The sequence below is a fragment of the Flavobacterium sharifuzzamanii genome, assembly GCF_003254585.1.
In the GTDB taxonomy this organism is placed as follows: domain Bacteria; phylum Bacteroidota; class Bacteroidia; order Flavobacteriales; family Flavobacteriaceae; genus Flavobacterium; species Flavobacterium sharifuzzamanii.
The window spans coordinates 551638-575628 of the sequence record NZ_QJGZ01000040.1; the positions used below are offsets into that span (position 1 = coordinate 551638).

At 37.9% G+C, this 23991-nt stretch carries 16 protein-coding genes; 15 read left to right on the top strand and 1 reads right to left on the bottom strand.

All coding sequences use genetic code 11. The annotated features are described in order from the left end of the window. The first annotated feature begins 27 nt into the window (after nucleotides 1-27). The 6 genes from DMA14_RS17185 (at nucleotide 28) to DMA14_RS17210 (ending at nucleotide 9034) form a co-directional block, all read left to right on the top strand. Entirely contained in the window at nucleotides 28-312 is a 285-nt protein-coding gene (locus DMA14_RS17185; RefSeq protein ID WP_111425808.1) for a hypothetical protein, read from the top strand. 624 nt (nucleotides 313-936) lie between these two features. After that, the gene (locus DMA14_RS17190; protein ID WP_238989998.1) at nucleotides 937-3756 is read left to right on the top strand and encodes a TonB-dependent receptor; all 2820 of its coding nucleotides are present in this window, start codon (nucleotides 937-939) and stop codon (nucleotides 3754-3756) included. 132 nt (nucleotides 3757-3888) lie between these two features. Then, the gene (locus DMA14_RS17195) at nucleotides 3889-5169 is read left to right on the top strand and encodes a DUF5690 family protein (RefSeq protein WP_394336024.1); all 1281 of its coding nucleotides are present in this window, start codon (nucleotides 3889-3891) and stop codon (nucleotides 5167-5169) included. 36 nt (nucleotides 5170-5205) lie between these two features. Beyond that, nucleotides 5206-6363 (top strand): TIGR03364 family FAD-dependent oxidoreductase, encoded by a 1158-nt coding sequence (locus tag DMA14_RS17200; protein WP_111425811.1) that lies wholly within the window; start codon nucleotides 5206-5208, stop codon nucleotides 6361-6363. 152 nt (nucleotides 6364-6515) lie between these two features. Next, nucleotides 6516-7196 (top strand): phosphonatase-like hydrolase, encoded by a 681-nt coding sequence (locus DMA14_RS17205; RefSeq protein WP_111425812.1) that lies wholly within the window; start codon nucleotides 6516-6518, stop codon nucleotides 7194-7196. A gap of 158 nt (nucleotides 7197-7354) precedes the next feature. After that, on the top strand, nucleotides 7355-9034 hold the full coding sequence (locus DMA14_RS17210; protein ID WP_111425813.1) for a DUF4983 domain-containing protein: 1680 nt from the start codon (nucleotides 7355-7357) through the stop codon (nucleotides 9032-9034). A gap of 58 nt (nucleotides 9035-9092) precedes the next feature. Here the strand turns inward: DMA14_RS17210 and DMA14_RS17215 are convergent, their stop codons facing one another. Next, nucleotides 9093-9677 (bottom strand): helix-turn-helix domain-containing protein, encoded by a 585-nt coding sequence (locus DMA14_RS17215; RefSeq protein ID WP_111425814.1) that lies wholly within the window; start codon nucleotides 9675-9677, stop codon nucleotides 9093-9095. An 885-nt stretch (nucleotides 9678-10562) separates the two neighbouring features. On the opposite strand from DMA14_RS17215, the gene DMA14_RS17220 reads away from it, so the two are divergent. The 9 genes from DMA14_RS17220 (at nucleotide 10563) to DMA14_RS17260 (ending at nucleotide 23912) form a co-directional block, all read left to right on the top strand. After that, nucleotides 10563-11240 carry a response regulator gene (locus tag DMA14_RS17220; RefSeq protein ID WP_111425815.1) on the top strand — a complete coding sequence of 226 codons (678 nt, stop codon included), beginning with the start codon at nucleotides 10563-10565 and terminating at the stop codon, nucleotides 11238-11240. Between the two features lie 172 nt (nucleotides 11241-11412). Beyond that, complete coding sequence (locus tag DMA14_RS17225) at nucleotides 11413-12507, top strand: DUF1573 domain-containing protein (protein ID WP_111425816.1); 1095 nt, start codon at nucleotides 11413-11415, stop codon at nucleotides 12505-12507. A gap of 109 nt (nucleotides 12508-12616) precedes the next feature. Continuing rightward, nucleotides 12617-12928, top strand: a complete 312-nt coding sequence (locus DMA14_RS23145) for a carbohydrate-binding module family 14 protein (RefSeq protein ID WP_394336026.1) — start codon at nucleotides 12617-12619, stop codon at nucleotides 12926-12928. A 204-nt stretch (nucleotides 12929-13132) separates the two neighbouring features. After that, complete coding sequence (locus DMA14_RS17235; protein ID WP_111425818.1) at nucleotides 13133-14365, top strand: 6-bladed beta-propeller; 1233 nt, start codon at nucleotides 13133-13135, stop codon at nucleotides 14363-14365. 1 nt (nucleotide 14366) lies between these two features. Next, a complete protein-coding gene (locus tag DMA14_RS17240; protein WP_111425819.1) occupies nucleotides 14367-14948 on the top strand; it encodes a hypothetical protein in 582 nt (193 codons plus the stop codon). A 12-nt stretch (nucleotides 14949-14960) separates the two neighbouring features. Further along, entirely contained in the window at nucleotides 14961-16034 is a 1074-nt protein-coding gene (locus DMA14_RS17245; protein ID WP_157957729.1) for an efflux RND transporter periplasmic adaptor subunit, read from the top strand. 3 nt (nucleotides 16035-16037) lie between these two features. Next, nucleotides 16038-19307 carry an efflux RND transporter permease subunit gene (locus DMA14_RS17250; RefSeq protein ID WP_157957730.1) on the top strand — a complete coding sequence of 1090 codons (3270 nt, stop codon included), beginning with the start codon at nucleotides 16038-16040 and terminating at the stop codon, nucleotides 19305-19307. Between the two features lie 31 nt (nucleotides 19308-19338). Further along, nucleotides 19339-22404, top strand: coding sequence for an efflux RND transporter permease subunit (locus tag DMA14_RS17255; RefSeq protein ID WP_111425822.1), 3066 nt, complete (start codon nucleotides 19339-19341; stop codon nucleotides 22402-22404). A 41-nt stretch (nucleotides 22405-22445) separates the two neighbouring features. Continuing rightward, entirely contained in the window at nucleotides 22446-23912 is a 1467-nt protein-coding gene (locus tag DMA14_RS17260) for a TolC family protein (protein WP_111425823.1), read from the top strand. The last annotated feature ends 79 nt before the right edge of the window (nucleotides 23913-23991 follow it).

Sequence of the window (23991 nt, forward strand, 5' to 3'; positions counted from 1 at the left end):
TAATTAAACTATAGAATATTATTTAAAATGAAGGGGATAGATTTGAGAGAACACCGAGTTCTTGCTGTGGCCTTTGATAAATTTGAAGCTTTATCTTCAGCTTTTCCAGATGTTCTGGAGCAGTCACAGGAGAATGATGTCCGTGCGGCAATGGAGTCTCTGGACGGATTGCATAAAAAGTATCAATCGCTATTTCATGAACTTCAAAAATGCATTGAGGAATATGAACATAAGAAAAAGACGGTTCGTGCGACAATTAATAAAGCGAATAGAAAACTGGCCTGTGAACCGGTTAAGAGAACAGCGGTTTAAACTGATCTAGTTTTTTTTATTTAAAAATATCATAGTTGCAAGACCTCTAAGTTTTTAAAATTTAGAGGTCTTTTATGTTTGACTATGCAGAAATAAAGATTAGATGTACAGGGTTTTGATGCCTCCAAAAGAAGGAATGGATCAATTTTGGTTTTAATGTTATTTCATTTTCAATCTGTACTTCTGTCAGACCCCACATTTTAGTAAGTGGAGCCATCTATCCAAAAATGTTATATTTTCTGGAGTTAATTTGTCACCGCTTATTGCTTCAAGTTTACTATTTGTAAATATTTTAAGAAAATCAATCCGCTTTAAGTCTGCTTAGTTTTAATTCTTGGTGTTATAGTTTTTTTGCCACTTATGCTCCAAAATGAATAAAATACTTGTTCTACGGTACAAAAAGCCGATCTGATAGGTTAAATGATCAATCCATTTTACAAATCCTTAACAAATTGAGGCTTGAAATTTTCATTTCTTTAACAATTCGATAATTTTAACTTTTTCACTATTTGTAAAAATCATAGTTAATTTGCTGTAATAAATTTAATATTTGTAAACAAACTAACCATGAAAACAATTTACAAGGCAATTTTTATTTTCTCCGCTCTCTTTATTGTGCAAAAAATGACTGCGCAAAAAGCCACAATTAAAGGGACTGTTACAGATTCACAATCTCCTTTGCCGGGAGCTACTATTATATTGTCAAATAATCAAAAAGCAACTACGGGTTTCAGCGGTGATTTTGTGATCCAAGATGTAAGATCAGGAAGTTTGGAACTGAAGATTTCGTACATAGGATATGAAGTAAAAACGATTCAGATTGAAGTAAAAGAAAACCAGCTGCTGAATTTAGGAATTATTCGACTGGAAGCTAACTCAAAAGAATTAAATGAAGTGGTAGTAAGCGGCATGAGCCAAAGAAATAGTGAGGCAAGAGCGCTAAACATGCAGAAAAAATCAATGAGCATTGTAAACGTGATTGCGGCCGATGGCATTGGTAAATTACCGGATCGTAATGCTGCCGAAACAGTGCAGCGTATGCCGGGAGTTTCTATAGAACGCGATCAGGGAGAGGGACGTTTTGTTTCGGTGAGAGGATTGCCGCCTTTTTGGTCATCGACTACAATTAACGGAAACCGAATTCCAACCGCAGAAGAAGAAACGACTTCAAGGGCTACAGCATTTGACTTTTTTCCATCAGACCTTATCGCTTATGTAGAAGCTACAAAAGCCATTACACCCGATATGGATGGAGATGCTATTGGAGGACGCGTAAATTTTACCACTCAGACTGCACCAACTAAAAAAACAATTAAAGCGAGTGTTTTTAGCGGTTACAATCAAAAATCAGATAAAGGAATTTACAGTGGATCGCTTACTATTGGTGATAAGAGTAAAAACGGAAAGTTTGGTTATATTATTAATGGAACGTATTGGGACAGAAACTGGGCAACGGATAATTACGAAGCCAGAAGACAAGGCGATCAGGGAGTTTATCGCTTAGAATTAAGAGACTATACCGGAGTTAGAAAAACGACAGGTTTAAATGCAGCGATGGAATTTAACCCGTCATCGAGAGACAAAATTTTCCTAAAAGCGACTTATGGCGGACTTTCTGATGAAGAAACGCATTATAAACACCGTATCAGATTTGATAAGTTCAACAGTGCTACAAATGCTTTAACTGTAGAACAGCAGGATATTCATAATGAATTAAAGACGGAGTTTGTTGGTATTGATTTAGGAGGAAAACACCAGCTAGCTAACGGAAACTTGGACTGGAGTCTAGCTTCTTATAGAAATGAGTTTAAATACGGAAATATTCCAAATGCAGAAGACAACAGTTATTTTTTAATTCAGTTCAACCAGACGGGAGTTGGCGTAAAACCTGAATATTTAAAAAATATACCAATAACAAGTGGAGGAGCAGGGGGGGCAAGAGCATACTGGGCTGCTGATGGAGGAATGCTGGATCCTGAAAATCCAAAATCAATTTTTGATTTTTATTCTGATCCAAATTTCAAGACAGATCCGACAAAGATGAAATTCTCTACGCTGGAATTATACAAAATTAGCATTGTAGAGCGTGACAATATTATTGCTGCGGTAAACTACGAGCATAATTTTAATGAAAGTCTTAAAATGAAGTTTGGTGTAAAATTAACCGACAAAGATCGTATTGCCACTTTTAGAGATGAGTATTACAACTGGGTTGGATCGCCAACACCGTTTTTATCGAATTATAGTGCCGATTTAATCAACCAGCCTGGCGGAACAGATTATATGCGAAGAGAAACTGGAACCAATATAGGCAATACATTTGGGCCGGTTTTATCAACGGATGGAATGACTAAGTTGTTTAATACTTCACAAGGAAATCTGGTATTAAATCCTGTAGATTCTCAGATTCCGGAATTAGGAAAAGGCTTGGGAAGAAATTTTAATGTTGATGAAACTACATCTTCAGCTTATGCAATGGCGACTTATTTATTAAATGATAAATGGACCATTTTGGGAGGTCTGAGAACGACTCACACCATTACAAAAGTCACAGGAAAAACGGTAGAGAATAATGTGGTAGTTGATGCCGAAAACACAAAATCGTATACATCTGTTCTTCCAATGCTTCATGTAAAATATTCTCCGATTGAGAATTTAAACGTACGTTTTGCCACAACAAGAACATTTGCTAGACCAAATTTTGGTGATATTTCTCCAGCGGGTTCTTTGAATACTATTGATGGAGAATATGCAGGAGGAAACCCAAACCTGAACCCAACATATTCGTGGAACTTTGATTTATTGGGAGAATATTTCCTTGATGAAGTGGGATTAATCAATGCCGGAGTATTCTATAAATCAATTACAGACCCAATTTTTGATGATACGTACCAAGGCACTATAAATGGAATTCCTGATATCGAAATCAGTTCGCCTACAAATGGCGGTGACGCTTGGATTGGCGGAATTGAATTTGGAATCACAAAAAGATTCAACTTCCTGCCAGGATTCCTAAAATATTTCGGAACTCAGATCAATGCAACGCTTATGAATTCTGAAATGACATTGGGACAGAACGCTAATAATCCAAACGGAAGAAAAGTGTCAACGCCTTATCAGGCCAAAGAATTATATAATCTGCAATTGTTCTATGAAACAGGAAAACTAAACGTGAGAGCAGCTTTTAACCATAAAGGTGCCTACGCCACAAGTTTTGATGCTAATGCTAAAAATACCGACATGAACGATATTTATTATGGCAAATACAATTCGTTAGATTTTTCAGCTTCTTATAAAATAGGAGATCATTTTACCATTTTTAGTGACGTAAACAATGTCTTAAACGAGCCTCTGATGTATCATTTTGGAGAAACTCCAAACAGGCCGAAACAGGTAGAATATTATGGTGTAAAATTCAATCTTGGTTTAAAATATAATTTATAGACAACTATAAGTTAACTCGTTGGATGCTTGTCCGTTTTATTTTTACAGTTTATTTTTTTGAACTGACTGCATCCAATGAGTTTTATACTCATCTCAACTTACACTCCAACTATCAACCAATCTTAAGAAATTATGTCTGCAAAAACATCCAATTTTAGGTTTATATTAAAAGCATCCATAGCAGCATTTGGAACATACTTCTGCATGTATGCTTTCAGAAAGCCTTTTACTGCGGCCACATTCGACAGCATGTCTTTTTGGGGAATTGACTATAAAATTTTGCTGATTTTGGCACAGGTTATAGGTTATACGTTTTCTAAGTTCTTAGGAATCAAAATTATATCCGAATTAAAACCTTCAAAACGTATTTTATATTTAATAAGTTTTATAACTATTTCAGAATTGGCATTATTGGGCTTTGCTTTAGTTCCCGCACCCTATAATATTTTGTTTTTATTCATTAACGGTCTGCCGCTTGGAATGATCTGGGGTATTGTTTTTTCTTATATAGAAGGAAGAAAAACCACAGAGCTTTTGGGTGTGATTTTATGTTCCAGTTTTATCGTATCCTCTGGAACAGCAAAATCTGCTGGTGTATTTGTATTGAAAGTTTTGGGCTGCACCGAATTTTGGATGCCTTTTGTTACGGGACTTATTTTTATTGTTCCTTTAATTCTGTTTTCACTTCTGCTGGAGAGAATTCCAAATCCTGATCAGGAAGATTTGGATCTGCGGTCCAGACGAAAACCGATGGACAGAAAAGAACGCGTATCGCTTTTCAGACAGTTTGCATTTCCATTAACAGTCATTATCATATTTTACACCATGCTTACGGCAATGCGTGAATTTAGAGATAATTTTGCCAGAGAGCTATGGGATGCTTTGGGATATAAGGAAAGCATTTCGATTTATATGTATTCAGAAATTCCAATTGCGATACTGGTTCTTGTAATTTTAGGATATTTAGGAAGCATGAAAAACAATTATAAAGCATTCAAAAATTATCATATCGTGTTGCTGATTGGATCTTTGTTAATTGGGATTACCACTTTCTTATTTCAAAAGCATTTATTGGGCGCATTTCCATGGATGATGATTTCGGGATTCGGTATGTACATTTGTTACATTCCGTTTAACGGTTTGTTTTTTGACCGAATGATTGCGACCTATAAAATAAAAGGAAATAGCGGATTTCTAATCTATATCGCCGATGCTTTCGGTTACCTCGGCAGTGTTTTGGTGCTGTTTTTTAAAAATTTAGGTGACAAGGATATTTCTCTCTTAAGCTTTTTTACCACTTGCATTTATCTTCTCTCAGTAGTGGGAATAATTACAACGATAATGTCTTTTAATTTCTTTAATAGAAAGTTTAAAAAACACATAAAAATTAATGCAGCTCCTTTATATAGTTGAACAAAGGATAAATAATAATTCACAAAATAATTACACATGAAAGATAAATATGATTTAATCATAATTGGATCAGGGGTTTTGGGCACATTTCACGCCTATCATGCCTTATTGAAAGGAATGTCGGTTGCTATTTTAGAAAAAAACAGCAGACCAGAGGGAGCAACCGTTCGAAATTTCGGGCAGGTTGTGCCATCGGGAATGGACAGAAAATGGCAGAATTTCGGAAAAGAAAGTTTAAAGATTTATAAAGATATCCAATCACAATTTGATATCAGCATTCGTCAGAACGGAACAGTTTATTTGGCATCAAATGAAGAAGAAATGCAGCTGATAGAAGAACTGCATGAAATTAATATTTCAAATGATTACGAATCTAATTTGCTGACGAAAGAGCAATGTCTGGCAAAATACAGCGGTTTGAGAGCTGACTATTGTACAGGCGGATTGTTTTTTCCGCAGGAAGTTACCGTAGAGCCTTCAACTATGATTCATAAACTGCATCAATATATGACGGCTAATTTAGGTTTGGATTTATTTATGAATACAACCGTAGTGCATACCGAAGATAGATCTGATGAAGTAATCGCAACATCATCAACAGGTTTAGAATACAAAGCTTCTAAAATTATTATCTGCAACGGAAGTGATTTTAAAATCTTATATCCTGAAATTTATAACAGCAGCGATTTGATTGTTTCTAAGCTTCAAATGCTGCAAACCAAGCCACAAAATAATTATAAATTGGATGGTTCAATTTTAACAGGATTGACAATCAGAAGATATGAATCTTTTGAAGAATGCAAATCTTACGCATCCATCAAAGCAAAAGAAAACCCAGATAGTTTTGAAAAAAAATACGGCGTTCACATCTTATTCAAACAGGCTCTGGACGGTTCTGTTATTTTAGGAGATTCGCACGAATATGCCAGTGCAAAAGAAATAGATTCCCTAGGTTTTGATTTAAATATGGATATCGATCATTTTATGATTGAAGAAGCTAAAAAAATAATTGATCTGCCAACGTACGAAATTCAGAGTAGATGGTTTGGAATGTATTCCCAATGCAAAACCAAAGATATTTTTGAGCATACGGTTGGTGAAAATATTCATATCATAACTGGAATTGGCGGTAAAGGAATGACGGGAAGTGCTGGATTTGCCAAGCATAATATCGATAAAATTTTTAATGCATAAACTAAAAATAATTAACCATTAAGAGATTAAGAAAATTAAGTGTTATTTCTAAAACTTGTTGGTAGAAAATAATCTAAAAAGAGAATTAAGAATATTTAAGTTTTGATTCTTAATATATCTTAATGCCTTAAAGGCAAATAAACACACACAAAATGAAAATTAATGAAATTGAAATGGTTGTTTTTGATATGGCAGGAACAACAGTAAACGAGCAAAACATAGTATACAAATCGCTGCATAAATCTATTAATAAATTCGGGATAGATGTTTCGCTGGAGCTTGTTCTGTCATTAGGCGCGGGAAAAGAAAAATATCAGGCTATAAAAGATATTTTGAAATTCATCAACATCACCGATACTGAAAAAACAGACCAAATATTTGAATATTTCATCGAAATACTGGATCAGGAATATCTTACTGCTAAAGTTCTTCCTATTGAAGGAGTTGAAGATGTGATGGAAAGCCTAAAAAAAGATGGAGTAAAAGTGGTTCTAAATACAGGGTATAACAGTTTGGTTGCCAATGCGCTATTGGAGAAATTAAACTGGAAAAGAGGCATTCAATATGATGCTTTAATAACAGCAGATGATGTTGAACAAGGAAGACCTTTTCCTGATATGATATTTAAAGCAATGGCACTTTTTAATATTGCGGATGCTTCGAAAGTGCTAAAAGCGGGAGATTCTGCGATAGATATTGAAGAAGGCAAGAATGCAAAATGCGGTATTACAATAGGTGTTTTGTCGGGAGCGCAAATCAGATCACAGCTTGAAGAAGCAAAACCAGATTATATTCTAGATTCTCTGGCTTCTTTATACAGCATTATGAATTAGTTTTTTTGCCACCAATTTTCATTAGTTAATTCGTGGCAAACATTTTTTAATATACAGCAAAATAAACCTATAGAATAAGCTAATTAGTTTAAAAAAAAATCCCTGCAGGAGATAGTTATGAGTAGATAAAAGAGTAATCAACAAAACAATTCAATCCAATGAAAAAGATTTTTAGATTAGGTTACGTTACAATTCTTGCCAGTGTACTTTTAGTCACTTCATGCACCAACGATGCAGCGCTCGCAAACGATGAGAATTCGGTAATTGCAAATACGACATCTAAAACTGGTAAAACGGCATTAAGCAGCGGTACTAAAAAGTTATTGATTATTGGTATCGACGGCTGTCGCGGCGATGCTTTAATGGGGGCCAATACGCCAAATGTTCATGCTTTATTGCCTAATTCAATTTACAGTTTAGATGCTTTAACCGAAGCCCCAACTTGGAGCGGAAATGGCTGGTCTACCATGCTGAGCGGTGTTACACATTTAAAGCATGGTGTAACTGACAATTCGTTTTCAAACCCAAATTTTGGCACTTATCCAAGTTTTCTAAAACGATTGGAAACTTATAATTCTGCTCTTAAAACAATGTCAATTGTACATTGGGCGCCAATCAATACCTATATCGTTGACGGAATAGATGTCGAAAAAACACTGACAGCTGATTTAGCGGTTAAAAATGAAGCAGTAGCTGCACTTACAAACGATAATCCAGATGCTTTATTTCTGCATTTTGATGATGTCGACCATGCGGGACACAGCTACGGATTTTCAATAAATGTTCCGCAGTACAAATCTTCTATTGAAACAACTGACGGATACATTGGAGAAATTCTGGCAGCTTTAAAAAACAGGCCAAATTATGCCAATGAAGACTGGCTGGTTGTGGTTGCACCAGATCATGGAGGAATAGTAACTGGCTCAACAGGATCTCACGGCGGATCTTCTTATGAAGAGAGAAACATTTTCACCATCTTCAATAACAAAAATTTCACTTCGAATAAAATCGAAAAACCAGTTGATCCTACGACTAGTATTACAGGCAAGTTTGCAAATTTTAATGCAAATAGCATTTATGCTTCAACAAGTAATGCGCTTTATAATTTCGGAACTTCGAGTTTTACGGTAGAATGCAGAATAAAAACTTCAGGCTATTCCAGCGATCCATCAATAGTTTCTAATAAAAACTGGGTAAGCGGCAAAAATCGTGGGTTTATAATATGTGCCAATACGGGAGGAACTTGGAAAGTAAATATTGGAGATACTCAAAATCGTGTAGATATTTCGGGAGGAACAATCATTGATGGAAAATGGCATCATTTGACATTGGTGGTAGATCGTTCATCCAAATTGGTTAAAACTTATCAGGATGGTGCTTTTGTTGGTCAGGCAGCTATTCAGGCCAGTTTTGGAAGCTTAACTTCGGGATTGCCTTTTGCGATTGGACAAGACGGAACTCTAGCGTATGGTGCCAATGTTAACGGAAACATTGCGGAGGTTAGGGTTTGGAATAAAGCGCTTTCTGAAGCTTCAATTTTAAATTACACCTGTTCCTCTGTTACATCTTCCCATCCAGATTATGTAAATCTTATCGGCTATTGGAAAGGCGATAACGGATCAGGAAGCAATTTTACAGATTCTAGCTCAAAACAAGTTGCTCTTTCGTTTCCTAATGTTCCTACATGGACAACAAGCACGGCAAGTTTAAAATGTGGAAATGCTAATGGAATTGTTCCAAAAATGGTAGATATTGCTTACTCGTCTTTGCAATGGTTTGGCGTACCGATTAATTTAGCGTGGTCACTAGACGGACGTTCGTGGCTTCCTGCAAACTAATTTAGAATTGTGTTTTTGTTTTTTTTTAAGGTTATCTCTATTTTTAGAGGTAACCTTTTTAATTATTGCTTTCAGAATAAAAATACAGAACCAGCATTACGCAGTTTTCATCAGTCCTGTTTTCAGGAACGTGAGGCAGTCTTCCGTTAAAACATATAGAGTCACCTTCGTTAACAACAACTTCGATATCATCAATAATATAAGTCACGCTTCCTTTTATTATATATTTGAATTCCCACGCGTCAGTAATTACTTTTTCACGTTTGCTGTTTGGTTCAACCTCAAGAATTACCGCTTCAAAACCAATAGAATTAATGCTTTTGCTGAAGATATGATAGTAATTGAACCCTTTTGTTTCAGAGCGGTCTTCTTTTTCTATTTTTTGATAATCTTCTTTTTTAATGTGAATGCACTTGGCATTCTTTATGTTTTTTACTCCTTCAAAGAAATAAGTGACATCAGTATCTAACGAATGGATAAGTTCAATTAAAACGGGTAGAGAAGGAATGGTTCTGCCATTTTCGATTCTTGATATTAGTCCGTTGCTGACACCAGCTCTATTAGCTACTTCATGTATGGTTAAGGCGTTTTTTTTTCTGATTTCTTTTAATCTCTTTCCAATTCCAATTAAAAAGTCTTCCATAGTTTTAATTCACTTTAAAAGGTAAATATACTATAATTAGCCTCATTTTTCACAGTAACCGAAAGAACTCTGGCTGTGCGGGCTAAAATCCAAGAGGAATTTAAGACGTAAAAATGCACTTTTAATTATTTATAAAATACCTTTTTTATAATGATGGATGATATTGAAAATCGGCTTACGGCTGGCATATTGTTTCTCTTGCATCTGATTGAAAGAGTAATTCCTAATAGTTCTGAAGGAAGAGCTATACGATAGAAATTACAAACCGGCATTTTTTTGGATGAAATGGGAGGACTTTTAATTATAGATAATTCATTTATTTACTTATTAATGTTTTGATGTATAGATATTTATATATGGCAATTTTATTGTTTTTTTTCAGTATGCTAGAGCTTCAAGCAAGCAAAATTAATAGTTATACAAATTTTTTTGCATCTATAAGCTTTATGCATATTATAAAAAAGTCGGGATGAATTAATACTATTGCCGAAATCCAAAAGAAATAAATAACAGGTTGGATAAAAATACTAAAATTAAGAACTGCATATTTTTTGCAGTTTTTTCATTTGTACCCCATTTGTACCTATTGTCAATGTATCCCTTACAAATTCTGGAAAGTGAATTTCTGGAACTGATATAGCTTAAAAATAACTATTTCTTAATATTGGTTAAACGCATTTTTAGTTCAATTTTTGATGCAAGGCCTGAATTTTTTCAGGTCTTTTAATTTTCTTGGAAAGTTGAAAACTATTTTTTTTTAGAAAAAAAGATATTCTGACTAGGGGACAGGTCAGTTCTTGGACACTTATAAATTAGTTTGAAAATTAATTCGTGAAATTTTCCTGAGATATAATTAATTACGCAATAAAGATTGTTTACCCTATTATGATTTTAAATAATTCCGAAAAACGGGAAGTTTTTTTCAAAGAGATTAATATTTTAATAATTGATAATCATCCTCTAATTGTAGAAGCTTATAAAATAGTCTTTCGGACTAATGAGCATCTTATTATTAATTCAGAAGTTGCAAAATCTTATGGGCAGGCTTTGATAGCTTTAGATAAAATGAAATATCATGCAGTACTCATTGATTTTGAATTAACTTCTTTTGAAAAGGAATTAAACATTTCAAATAATAGGCTGGCAGTTTTAATAAAAAATAAATTTCCTGAGATAAAAGTTATATTGACTATATCAGAAAATAATCCCACAGTGGGACATGTTATAAAATCTATTCCATATGATGCAGTCTTAATTAAAAAGGACATTACCGCCTCATTAGTTTTAGAAGCTCTACTGACGGTTCTTAGCGGTAGTTTTTTTTATAGTATTGCTGCAGAGAATATCAAAATGCGTAACCAGTACAGTGATCTTGCACTGGACGAATTAGATCTGAAGATTCTGCAGAATATTTCATTGGGAATACAGACAAAAAATCTGGTTCACTTTATTCCCTTATCATTAAGCGCAATAGAAAAGAGAAAGAGTAAAATCAAATTAATGTTTGATGCTGATAATGATGAACTGCTTCTCTATAAGGCAAGGCAAGAAGGGTTTATTTGAAGAGGAAAGCCAATCTTCAACTGATTTATTCAATGCATGGATTTGACACTGAGTATTTTTTAATAAGATAATTATTGCGGTTTAACCGTAATGAAGGTAATTTAAATCCGATTAGGTTTGTATGAAAGATCTTAAGGGCGGCAAGCAGGCAGCTTGAGTGATCTGTTTAACAATGTATAATTTAACGATAAGAAAAACTTTAATGGTTAAAAAGGCAATACTATTAATAGGCTTTGTTGCATTATTTTTCAGCAGCTGCACTGATCAGAAAATTATTTATGCACATGGAACTTTGGACAGTGTATTTAAGAAGGCTAAGGAAGAGAATAAATGGCTGCTGGTCATTTTTGAGAATGAAGGATGCCAAGCCTGCGAAAATTTAGTGTCAGAATTAGAGAATAAATCTGAACTGAAAGATAAACTGTCAGATGATTTTCTGGTTTATGAAAACAAACTAAATGCAATTGGCAATGAATATCTTTCCCGGGCTCTTTACAGCATTGCCTCTCCGGCCATTTACATTTTTAATGCTGATGGGGTTTTAATAAATATGCTGGTAGGATTCAAGACTTCTAAGGAAATACAGCGCGCTATCGAAGAAGGACAGAATCTCAAGCCTGTTTCGGGCGGTTTTGCCTCCCGTCTGAATTTGGATGGCAGAGATTTAATAGATTTTGGCAATCTAGTCCTAAGGAGCGCTAGGACTCTTGAAAAAAAATCATCAGATGAGGCTCAGCTAAGGCAAACTGCAGCGGATCTGAAGAGATCTCTCAATATGCAGACCTACTTTTTTAATAATTACCTTCTTGCAAAGGTATACCAAAGATTAGGAGACACAGAGAAGGCTAAACAATTTGCAGCAGAGGCGATGACCTTTACAGACAGCTTCTCAATTTTCTTATATCAGCCATTACGCAATGAACTCAGATTTTTATTGGATTCAAGATTTGAGAAAGAGGATGAAGCATTTGCGGTTCTGGATAAAAACAATTATGATTTTGCGGTGCAAAAGATCGGTTCAAGGCCAGAGGCAACATTTAAGGTGAAAAACAGCGGAAAAAAGCCTCTAATAGTAGAAAAAGTGTTTGGCAATTGTGACTGTATGGATTTTGAATGGACAAAAACTCCTATAATGCCAGGTGAAACGGGTGCCATTAAGGTTGTCTATCGCGCAGATCATCAGGGAGGATTCTCAAAGACCGTATATATATTTAGTAATGCGCTAAATACCCCTTCTGTATTCTCGATAAAGGGAGTAATAGATTAAGTATGTTTCTATTTTTAACCAATTTTATATTATTATGAAAAAAATGCTTTTGCTTATCGCTGTAGTCGTAGTAGCGAATTTTACTGCAGCTTTTACTCCAAACTGTACCATGGACGGTACATTATTGCCAGACGAAGAGGACTGCACATCATTTTATCAGTGCTCTAACGGTGTTGCTGTTAAGACTTCGTGTCCTGGCGGATTAGAATTTAATCCCGATCAGCTTGTATGCGACTTTCCGGAACTTGCAGGGTGCAACGGCGAAGGTAAAGGAAGATACTTTCCAACAGTGCGCAGCTGCACAGTGTATACGACTTATTACGATTCATTGAGCGGTCAGTATTACATTAGCGAAAGATCGGGAACTGAAACAGTGTGCCCTCCTGGGACAAGTAAATGTACCCATGAGGACTGCCATTAATTTGAACTGCCGCTATTTTTTTTTGATTTAATAGTGAAACTAAATGTTTTTGGATCTTAGAAGCTGCACCAAATAAAACCGGTCAGGGCATAGAAGATTGTATTGCTTTAAATCATCGGATTACAAATTAAGAAAAGAATGCATTAAAGGCTATGCGGCACGCATAGTCTTTAGTGATTATAATAAATTAAAATTGTGTTAATTATGAAAAAAATTCCATTTGTATTGGGTTTGATATTGGTGGCAGCAGCCTGCAATAAGACGCAATCTAAAAGCGATGCTGATTTTGATTCCTCAATATTCAGCGGGAACCAATCCAAACGGATTGCTGTGGAAAACAATTCTGCTATAACCTTGGATTTAAAAAAACAGACAGGAAATCACGTGTTAAAAATGAGTGATTTAGTGGATTCGGTGAGCTATCTGCCATTGGAAACAACTGAAAAATCCCTGATCGGTGCTGTTGATGACATTGTTTCCTGCAAAGACAGAATTTTTATTCTGGATACCTACCGCGGAAAAAATGTATATGTTTTTGATAAACAGGGCAAATTTGTATTTAAGCTACCCAACGGAAAGGGGCCAGGTGAAATTTTGAGGCCTTATGATCTGGCTGTCAATGAGAAGAAGAGGATGCTGTATGTGTACGATGCAGAATCGGAAAGAATTGTATCCTACAATTGGGACGGGCAGTTTATAAAGGATCAGAAGACTCCAATACGATTTAAAAATTTTGAATATACAAATGATTCCTCATTCCTTATTCTGGCTTACCTGAATGACAATATAGGGCTTCCTGAAGAGGAATCGAAATCGCAATTGTTTGTGGTTGACACCACTTTTAAAATAATGTCTCATGGATTTCCATATAAAGAGATCGAAACAAAAAACAGGTTTTTTCTGAACAGCCATCTCAGAAGCGGTGCCAATAATCTGGCATACAGTCCCAGGTTCGGAAATGAGATTTATGAGTTCCAGAATGATAGCGTTTTCAAAAAGAAGTACAAACTTGACTTTGGCGATGACGCCTTAACTGAAGATGAGTTTTTTGTTGATACGAACGTTTTTCTAAAAAATGAAAAAAAGGAAGGTTATAAATATTTTATGGGAGATTATGTCGAAAATGCCAATGATGCCTTTTTTAAAATCAATATTGGAAACAATATGCCAATGCTTCTGTTTTACGATTTAAAAACAAAAAGAACTGTCTCAGGAAGCACTTTCGCTTTGGACAATCCCAATATTCCATTTTTCAGTACGCCGGCAGCATCTGAAAATAACGCTTTTGTAACTGTTGTAGAGTCGATTTATATTGCCCAGCTAAAAAAGGATAAAAGAAGGTACGATAAACTGCCTTTAGATTTAAAGTCAGAATTTAAGGCAATTACAGAAAATTCCAACCCTGTAATAATGTATTATACGTTAAAAAAGTTTTAAAATGAAATACAGATATCTAGGTCTGCTGATGCTTTTAATCTCTTGCGCCAAAGATGCAAAAATTGCTGAAGCAGCAATTCCAGCTGACAGCCATGAAGAGCTGTCGAGTTTTATTTCTAAAAACAGGCTAGAGCAGTCGTACCTCTACAAAAGCGAATTTTTTGGACTTGAGAGGCATACTGTTCTGCGGGATTTTAAAGGCAGGACAGTTGCTTTGGAAACAATGAATCGGGACAGTTTAACTCTGTTTTACAGGTTTTCGGGCTCGCACTGCACCGTCTGTGTGGAAGCAGAACTGGAAAATATTGAAAAATTGCCGGCCAGCAAGAAAAGCAGAATAATTTTTTTGGCAAGCGATCTAGAAGCCAGGGAATTGCAGTTGCTGTTTTCTGGCAATGCAGAAATGAAAAAAAATCTCTTTTTGCTGAATGAGCCCATATCCGGTTTTCCGATGGAAGACGCAAATGTACCATACTATTTTGCAGTTGATAAGGATTTTAAGGCAAACCACTTATTTTTTCCTGACAAAGCCTATCCGGAATTGACTATGCAGTATTTGAGAATACTTTCAAATAAAATTTAATAAAACATCCTTGTGCAAGTTCCCAAACCCTTTTGCCTTTTCATTTTTTCAGTGCTGCTTTTTTCGTGCCAGGATAAAGAAAACTTCAAAGAAGCCGATTTGTCAAGAGCGCCTTACAGCGCCTCAGCCATTATGGTAAAAACCGAAACGCTGCGGCCGGAACCTTTCGCTATGGAGCTCATGTGTACAGGCAAGCTCCAGGGTTTTGAAAAAGCAACGGTCCCTTTTCTGCTGAATGAAACAGTGGTAAATATCAGAGTCCATAATGGACAGCGGATAGCGCAAGGCCAGGTGCTGGCGGTACTGGAGCCTTTCAATTATAAACAGGAGGTTGAGCGCAGCGGCAATAGCCTAGAGAATGCCCGTCTGGAGATGGCCAATATGCTTTTGGGAGCCGGCTATTCCATAGGGGATACCGCACATATTCCAGCAGAACAGTGGCGCATTTACAAACTAAAAAGCGGCTACACAGCAGCTGCCCTTAGCCTGAAAGATGCAATGCATAAGCTTTCACAGACTTTTGTAAAGGCGCCTATTAGTGGTGTGGTAACAGGTTTGGAGGCCAAGGCTTTTAATCCAGCTTCCGGTTACAAAAATTGCTGTGTGCTGGTTAGTGATGCTAAAATGGAGGTAGGGTTCCATATATTGGAATCTCAGATCAGCGCGGTACAGAAAGGGCAGTCCATAACCCTTGTCCCTTACGCACTGCCTGAATTAAAAGCCAGCGGCAGCATCAGTGAGATTAACCCAGTCATAGACGAAAACGGCATGGTGGCTATAAAGGCTCTGGTCAATAATAGTTCAGGAAAACTTATAGACGGAATGAATGTGAAGGTTTTGGTGAAAAACACTGTGGGGCATCAGCTGGCAGTGCCTAAATCAGCGGTGCTCGTGCGTCAGGGAAAGCACATTGTCTTTACGTACAGAATGGGAATGGCAATTTGGAATTATGTCACTTTGGGGCTGGAGAATAGCACCCAGTTTTGCATTGCTGATGGTTTGAAGCCTGGTGATGAAATCATTGTCAGCAATAATTTTAATCTGGCTCATCAGACAGCGGTGAAGGTTAACAATAACAGCAATTAAGCATTGAATAATCCTCCAGCCGTTTCTAAATCGAAAAACACCTGCGGCGTATCTTCATTTACTGTCATTATGGTGTTTTTACTCTTTAGCCTTATAGGGCTAAGCCTAATTCCGCTGCTGTCAGTACAGATGGAACCGACTGTTGAGAATCAGTCCCTGAAAGTAATGGTGTCCTGGCCAAATGTGACGGCCGAGGTGCTCGAAGTTCAGGTGACTTCCCCAATGGAAGGAGCATTGGCCCAGATCAAGGGGCTCAGCGAAATTCATTCGAGTTCCCATAGCGGCAGAGCCGATATTTCACTGACCTTCGATCAAACGGTAAATCTGCCTGTCACGCGTCTTGAGGTGCTGTCAATTTTACGGGCTGTTTATCCAAAATTGCCGCAGGGAGTGGAACGCCCTATTCTTTCGGCTATGAATTCAGATCAGGGCGCTACTATTTTAGGCTACTCTATCATTGGACAAGGCTCTTCCTTGGAAGCGGAGAACTATCTGAAAAATTATTTTGTTCCGGCTTTAAGCGGGATTAAAGGGGTTTACGGAGTATCGGTTTATGGTGCCATTCCCAAAGAATGGGTCTTAGAGTATGATCCTATCCTTTTAAAGAACAATGGGATTTCCGAGCAGGAAATTGCGGAATCCATTTCTGAATATCTGGCAGATAGGGAGATCGGCAAAGATTCTGAAGCGGATACCGGACAGCAGAAGACCTTTGCCTATATACGGTTAAAAGGCGGCAGTACCAGCAGATTGGATTTAGGCAAGATTCCGGTAAAGCGGATCAATAGCAAAGTAATATTTCTGTCAGAGCTGGCAAAACTCAGCTATAAAGAATCAGTGCCGCAGAGCTACTATCGCATCAATGGCTTGAATAGGGTAAATCTTATGGTCAATGCCCTAAAGGATGTAAATACCATTGAACTTGCCGATAAGGTAAAAAAGGAAATCGAAAAACTCAAAGCACACCTGCCCGCCGGCTATTCCCTGCTGTTAGAGCAGGATGCAACCGCCGAACTGAAAAGCGAACTTTATAAACTGACCTTGCGCTGTGTGGTTACTGTAATGATTCTGCTGTTTTTTGTGTTTCTGGTTAATAGGCAGTGGAAGTACATGCTAGTGGTTTTCCTGAGCTTGATTGCCAATATGCTGATTTCATGCGTGCTCTATTATTTGTTAAAGATAGAAATCCATCTTTATACATTAGCCGCTATTACCGTTTCTCTAGGACTTGTAATTGACACAATTATGGTGATGGCGGATCATTATCGGCAAAAGGGAAACCGATACGTATTTCTGGCTCTTCTAGCGTCTGTCTTTACCACGATAGGCGCTTTGCTGGTCGTGTTTTTCATGAATGGCAATGCAATGGAAAATATGTGGGATTTTGCCGCAGTACAGGCCGTTACCCTTCTGGTGTCACTGTTCATTGCGTGGTTTTTAGTGCCCGCCATTACCGATCAGCTGCAATGGCAGATAGAATCCAGAAACAGCATTTCCAGAACAAGGGCGAAAAGGATTCTCAGATTTAACCGGATTTATAGAAGCATACTGCATTTTTCCATCAAGAAAAAATGGTGGCTTGCAGCTGGTTTTGTGCTGCTTTTTGGCCTGCCTCTATTTCTTCTTCCCAAGGAGATCATAAGCGCTGCAGACAATTCAGGAGTCGGCAGGAAAGAGTTAGAACCTAATTTTAGCCAGCAGTGCTATAATGCCACTTTCGGCAGCGATGCGTATCGCACTATCAGGCAATACACTGACCCGGCTTTAGGCGGCACCCTGCGCTGGTTTGCCAGTTATGTAAAAGAGCCTGGGAAATACCAGCAGGCACAGCAGCGAACCATTATTGACATAGAGGTATTTATGCCTCCAGGCGCGACGCTGGGCCAGATGAACAGCGTTTTTATAGATCTGGAAAACAGCATTACTCCCTACAAAGAGATAGAGAAGTTCGTAAGCCAGATTGATTCTCCCCAAAGCGCTTCTATGCAGATCATTATCAAAAAAGAATTTGAAAACAGCAGATTTCCGCATGTTTTAAAAGGATTGCTGGTTAGAAGAGCCAGCGAGATGGGAAGTGCCGATTTTACCATCAGCGGTGTGGGCCAGGGTTTCTCTAATTTGATTGATGAAAGCAAGAACTCTTCTATAGAGCTATACGGCTACAATTTTGAAGAATTGATGCAGCAGGCTCGAAATGTGGCAGAGCGGCTGAAAGGCTACGCAAGGGTAAAAGACGTGGAGATAGCCACAGCTAGGGATAGAGGACTTTCTAACAGAAGAGAATTTGTCATTGTGCCTGACAAAGAGCAGTTAGCTGTCCGAGGTTCTTCGATTTCAGGGTTTTACGGAGACCTGAACTATCTAAATATTTCAGACGGTAAAAGTTTTAATGTATTGATAGGTAGTGAGTTGGAAGAGCTGCAGTTAAAGCCTCTTCAAAAAGAGCGTGTCTCCCTTTGGGAAGTTTCAAATTATCCCATAAATCAGCAGAACCGCGCCTTTAAGTTAACCGATGCCGCCTCCATCGCAAATGAAAAGCAGGGTGAAAGCATCGAAAAAATAAATCAAGAGTACAAAGTATATGTAAATTATGATATCATAGGAGGGTGGGAGCATTCCACCATGGTCTACAATGAAGTAATTGAGAAAACCCGGCAGTCTTTGCCATTTGGCTTCAGAGTGCAGAAGCAGCAGTATGAACATTGGGATCCGCAGTCGGCAGAGCAGTACTGGTATGTAGTTTTGGGATGTATTATCATCTTCTTTATATGCGCCGTTTTATTGGAATCGCTGCGGCAGGCGGCTGTAATCACCGGACTAATTCCACTGTCTTTTATTGGTTTGTTTGCAGCCTTTATTTGGTTTGATGCCAATTTTGACCAGGGCGGTTATGCTGCTTTTTTGCTCTTGAGCGGCCAGACGGTCGTTTCTGCACTGTTTATCGTAAATGATTTCAACCATATCCTTAAAGTACATAAGGCCAAACCTGCAACCGCCTATTTAAAAGCCTACCATCACAAGATTATTCCTATTATGCTCACGATTATTTCCACGGTATTAGGGTTTGTCCCTTTTTTATGGGGTGATAAACAGGAGGGGTTCTGGTTCAGTCTAGGGGTGGGGACAAGTGGGGGGCTTCTTTTCTCACTGCTAGTGCTGCCGGTGTATCTTCCATTGTTTTTAGGGATCGATCCCAAAGTCAAATTGAAGCAAGAAAAGAAAAACAACAGGACAATAGGCAATTTCTTTAAATGCAGTAAATCAATTTTTTAATTATGAATAGACTTGGTAAAATATTTTTTCTATGATAAAATTCTTGCTAGACCGGCCTGTGGCAGTAATAATGATTTTCACGGCCATTTTGATAACTGGCTTGGCTGTTGCTTTTCAGCTGCCCGTTTCTTTAATGCCAGATGTAGATATACCCCAAATGACCGTCCAGATTACCCGCGACCAGGCATCGGCGCAGGAACTTGAAAAGACTATTATCTCCCAGCTGCGTCTGCAGCTGATGCAGACCCCTGGATTGGAAAATATGGTTAGTGAGGCAAAGGATGGAAGCGGTAAAATCTATCTCCAATTTGATTATGGAACCGATATTGATTATGCCTTTATTGAAGTGAACGAAAAAATTGATGCTGCAATGCGGTTTTTGCCGCGCGATGTGGAGCGCCCCAATATTGTAAAAGCCAATGCAACCGATCTGCCTGTTTTTTATATCAATGCAAGCATGAAGGATTCTCTCGCAGGCCCAGAAAAGTTTCTGGAATTTTGCGCCTTTTCCGAATCATATATAAAAAAACAGCTTGAGCAGCTGCCCGAAGTGGCGATGGTGGATATGAGCGGTCTGGAACATCCTGAATTATACATTCAGTCCGACGAAGAAAAATTGGAAAGCCTGGGCCTGGATCAGGATTTTATCCAGAACCTGCTGCGCGAAAATAATATAGATATCGGAAGCCTGATGGTGCGGGATGGATTCTATGAGTATAATATCCGATTCTCATCGAGTTTAACCAAGCCGAAAGAGGTAGAGGATATCTGGTTTAAGACCAATGGCGCTGCCCTTCAGCTAAAAGACATCGCCGAAGTCGGGATTCGCCCCCGAGACGTGAGGGGAGCTTTTTTGGATGGAAATAAAAGAGCGATTAATATGGCTGTTATCAAGCAGTCGAAATCGAGAATGGATGATCTAAAAAATAAGGTTTCCAAGGTCATTAGCCAGATTGAGAAAGAACACCCCGGTATTGCCTTTCACGTCAATCGGGACCAGACTTTTATTCTGGATTACTCCATTTCCAACCTGCAGCAGAGTTTATGGTTTGGAATCGCGCTCTGCAGTTTGGCCATGTTCCTTTTTATGAAGGATGCGCTTTCTCCAGTGCTTATAATTTTGAGCGTTCCTGTTGCGCTGCTTATCAGTATGCTTTTATTTAGGATTTTCGGCCTTTCGATCAATATAATATCTCTTGCTGGCTTGATTTTGGCCGTAGGGAACATGATAGACAATGCCATTGTGGTAATCGACAACATAAATCAGGAGCGCGAACTGGGTTTGACCCTCTCAGATTCCTGCCGCAAAGGCACCGTTTCTGTTATTGCGCCCATGGTTTCTTCCCTATTGACTTCGTGTGCGATCTTTGTGCCATTGATTTTTTTAAGCGGCATTTCCGGTGCCTTGTTCTATGATCAGGCAATGGCCATAACATTGGGCTTAAGCGCTTCGCTGATGGTTTCCGTTACCCTGATTCCGGTTCTGTATTTTCATTTCCATAAAAATCGGAAAACTGGAAGGCTTAGTCAGATTCTTCAGAAATACAACACCATAAACTGGGAAGGTTTTTACGATTCGAGCTTTAATTATTTTTTTAAGTACCGAAAGTGGTGGGTCGTTTTTTTCTGCCTCTTCCTGATTTTGAGTTTCGGCTTGTTTGCACATATAAAAGTATACCGGATGCCTGAACTCGAAAAGATCGAAACAATGGTAAAAATCGACTGGAATCAGAATATTCATTTATCTGAAAACCAGAAACGCGCACAGCATCTGTTATCTGCGCTAAAGGAAGATTATATCGAGGCGAACAGCTGGATTGGCGAGCAGCAGTTCATTATGGCTACAGAGAACGCAACGGATTTTTCCCAATGCGCTCTGTATCTAAAAGTAAAATCAAACGACGATTTGGTAAAAATAAAAGGCAATCTGAATGATTTTGTCACGCACTATTACCCTGATGCAACAGTGAGCTTTTCGCCTGTAAAATCAGTCTTGGAGCAGTTGTTTTCCAGCAGGGAAGCTCCTCTTACCGCTAAGGTGAGTTTATACGGTAAAAAAGGAATTCCTCCAATTCAAGATATGGAGAAATCCATTAGCACTTTGCAAAATAGGTACGCTGGGCAGGGAGTAGAATCTGTTGCGCTGCAGGAACACCTGCTTATTACATTAAAACCTGAATTGCTGGCGATTTATGAGGTAAGCCAGTCAAAGTTAATCGAAGAGCTAAAAAAAGCATTAAGCAAGAATACCATTGATGTCCTGCGGGCCAAAAACCAGTATCTGCCGATAGTGGTATCAGGTAAAGAAAAGTCTGTATATGCTATCATTCACAGCACTTTCATAACCAATAAAAATAATGAGGAAATTCCTCTATCAGCTTTAGTTGCAGTCAGTAGAGAGCTGGATTATAAAACTTTTTACGGTGGAAAAGAAGGGGCTTTCCTTCCCATAAATTTCCAGAATCTAAAAAGTATTAAAGGAGAGGAAACCTTACGGAGTATCAAAAAAGCAGTAGATGCGTCTGGCAAAAAAATGGATGTTTCATTTACAGGGAGTCTGCTTTCAGGGCAAGAGTTGCTTAAAGAGATGCTGTTTGTTATCATTATGTCGCTGATGCTGCTCTATTTTATTCTGGCAGCGCAGTTCGAGTCGCTCACCCAGCCGCTAATTGTAATGCTGGAAATTCCTATTGACATCGGCGCCGTACTGCTTTTTTTATATTTAACAGGCAACAGCCTTAATTTAATGTCTATGACCGGTATCATAGTTATGACTGGAGTGATTATAAATGACTCCATTTTAAAGATCGACACCATAAATCAGCTGCGCAAAGAAGGATACAGCCTCTTAGATGCCATACATGAGGGCGGCAGAAAACGATTTAAAGCTATTTTAATGACATCACTTACCAGTATTCTGGCTGTAATACCGATGTTTTTTAATAATGACATTGGCTCCCAGCTTCAGAAGCCTCTTGCATATACCATCACTATTGGGATGATTGCGGGAACCTTTGTCAGTTTGTATTTTATTCCGCTTTGCTATTACTACCTAAACATAAAAAAGGAGACTGAAAAAAAAACTCAAAGAAGATAGCTCTCAGCAGCATCTTCAATTCTGAAAACTAAGATCAAAAAATGAAAAACATCTTTTCTTTATTGCTCGCTTTACTGGCAATTAATTTTTTCGGGCAAGAGACAAAAAAAATGACTTTTAGCGATGCTGTTAAACTGGCACAAGAAAAATCAGTTGATGGAATTAAATTTAAAAACCAATACCAATCCTTATATTGGGATTTTCAAGCTTTTAAAACAGAGAATCTTCCATTTGTAAAGCTTGATTTACAGCCTTTTACTTATAATAAGCAGGTAATTCAGCGTTATAATTCTGTGACGAACAGAGATGAGTACAGAAAGCAGCAGACACTAAATGTTTACGGAGGATTGACAGTGGAACAAAAATTGCCCTTTAGCGGGGGCTCCCTGTACCTCGAATCTAATTTGGGGAAGCTAACCGGCTACGGATACAATAAATATACAACATTTAGTTCTACTTTCGGGCGTGTCGGAATTAACCAGCCTATACTTGGCTATAATGCTTTTAAATGGAGGAAGAAAATTGAGCCTTTGCGCTTCAGTAAAGCTAAAAAAGAGTTTATTGCCGCAGGCCAGGAAATTAACCTTAAAACATTGAACCTATTTTTTGATCTGCTGTCTGCGAACCAGCAGCTTTCAACAGCGGTGGTGAATGCAAAAAACGCAGCGCAGCTTTTTCAGATTGGCGTTAAGCGTTTTGAGATTGCGGGTATTGAAAAAGATGAGCTTCTGCAGCTTGAATTAAACGATGTTAATGCTGCTATAGAAGTGCAGCAGATGAAAAAAATGCAGTCTTTCGCGAATTCTGCTTTATGCACATATCTGGGAATTTCGGATTATTTAGTTGTTGAACCCTTATTTGACAATTTAAATGTACTTTCAGATTTTAAAATTGACTATATCGAAGCTGTTGAGCTAATGAAAAATAATAATCCTGAAATTGAAGGCTTTACACAGCAGCTATTGGAAGCAGAACAGCGAATTGCCATGGTTAGGGGCGAAGGCGGTTTTAAAATGAATTTGGGAATGAGTTTGGGTATTGACCAGCAGGCAGACGAGCTTAGGCTTTTATATCAGCTGCCTCCATTAGACCAGCAAAGAGTTGAAATAGGCATTACCATTCCGATCTTGGATTGGGGAATGCAGAACAGGAATCTGCAGCGCGTGAGAAAAGATTTGGAAGTTGCAAAAGCATCTATTACAGAAAACCAGCAGGAATTGAAACAGCGGATTAGCAATGTGATTCAAAATTTTAACCTTCAGGCTGAAGTTGTTCAAAGCGCGGCTAGGGCAGATGCAATTGCCCAGCAGAGTTTTTCCCTTACCAATGAGCGCTTTAAGCTAGCCAAAACAAATGTAGTGGCACTCAATGCAGCCATTGCTTCAGGTCTCAGCGCAAAGCGAAACTATATTCAAGCAGTCAGAAATTATTGGGAGTATTACTTTATGATTCAAAAAATGACGGGTTACAATTTTATAAAAAAGGAGAATTTGCCATTTAATGAATAGTTCTTAGAATACATAAATAAATGCATTGAATTGACTTGATAAATTTCATGCATGATTTCGAGTATGAGCAAAAAGGAAT

Excerpts from the sequence above, each read along its gene's own strand:
- DMA14_RS17240 (WP_111425819.1), top strand. The coding sequence starts at position 14,367 with ATGAAATACAGATATCTAGGTCTGCTGATGCTTTTAATCTCTTGCGCC.
- DMA14_RS17185 (WP_111425808.1), top strand. The coding sequence starts at position 28 with ATGAAGGGGATAGATTTGAGAGAACACCGAGTTCTTGCTGTGGCCTTT.
- DMA14_RS17260 (WP_111425823.1), top strand. The coding sequence starts at position 22,446 with ATGAAAAACATCTTTTCTTTATTGCTCGCTTTACTGGCAATTAATTTT.
- DMA14_RS17200 (WP_111425811.1), top strand. The coding sequence starts at position 5,206 with ATGAAAGATAAATATGATTTAATCATAATTGGATCAGGGGTTTTGGGC.
- DMA14_RS17215 (WP_111425814.1), bottom strand. The coding sequence starts at position 9,677 with ATGGAAGACTTTTTAATTGGAATTGGAAAGAGATTAAAAGAAATCAGA.
- DMA14_RS17210 (WP_111425813.1), top strand. The coding sequence starts at position 7,355 with ATGAAAAAGATTTTTAGATTAGGTTACGTTACAATTCTTGCCAGTGTA.
- DMA14_RS17255 (WP_111425822.1), top strand. The coding sequence starts at position 19,339 with ATGATAAAATTCTTGCTAGACCGGCCTGTGGCAGTAATAATGATTTTC.
- DMA14_RS23145 (WP_394336026.1), top strand. The coding sequence starts at position 12,617 with ATGGACGGTACATTATTGCCAGACGAAGAGGACTGCACATCATTTTAT.
- DMA14_RS17235 (WP_111425818.1), top strand. The coding sequence starts at position 13,133 with ATGAAAAAAATTCCATTTGTATTGGGTTTGATATTGGTGGCAGCAGCC.
- DMA14_RS17205 (WP_111425812.1), top strand. The coding sequence starts at position 6,516 with ATGAAAATTAATGAAATTGAAATGGTTGTTTTTGATATGGCAGGAACA.
- DMA14_RS17190 (WP_238989998.1), top strand. The coding sequence starts at position 937 with ATGACTGCGCAAAAAGCCACAATTAAAGGGACTGTTACAGATTCACAA.
- DMA14_RS17220 (WP_111425815.1), top strand. The coding sequence starts at position 10,563 with ATGATTTTAAATAATTCCGAAAAACGGGAAGTTTTTTTCAAAGAGATT.
- DMA14_RS17195 (WP_394336024.1), top strand. The coding sequence starts at position 3,889 with ATGTCTGCAAAAACATCCAATTTTAGGTTTATATTAAAAGCATCCATA.
- DMA14_RS17225 (WP_111425816.1), top strand. The coding sequence starts at position 11,413 with ATGTATAATTTAACGATAAGAAAAACTTTAATGGTTAAAAAGGCAATA.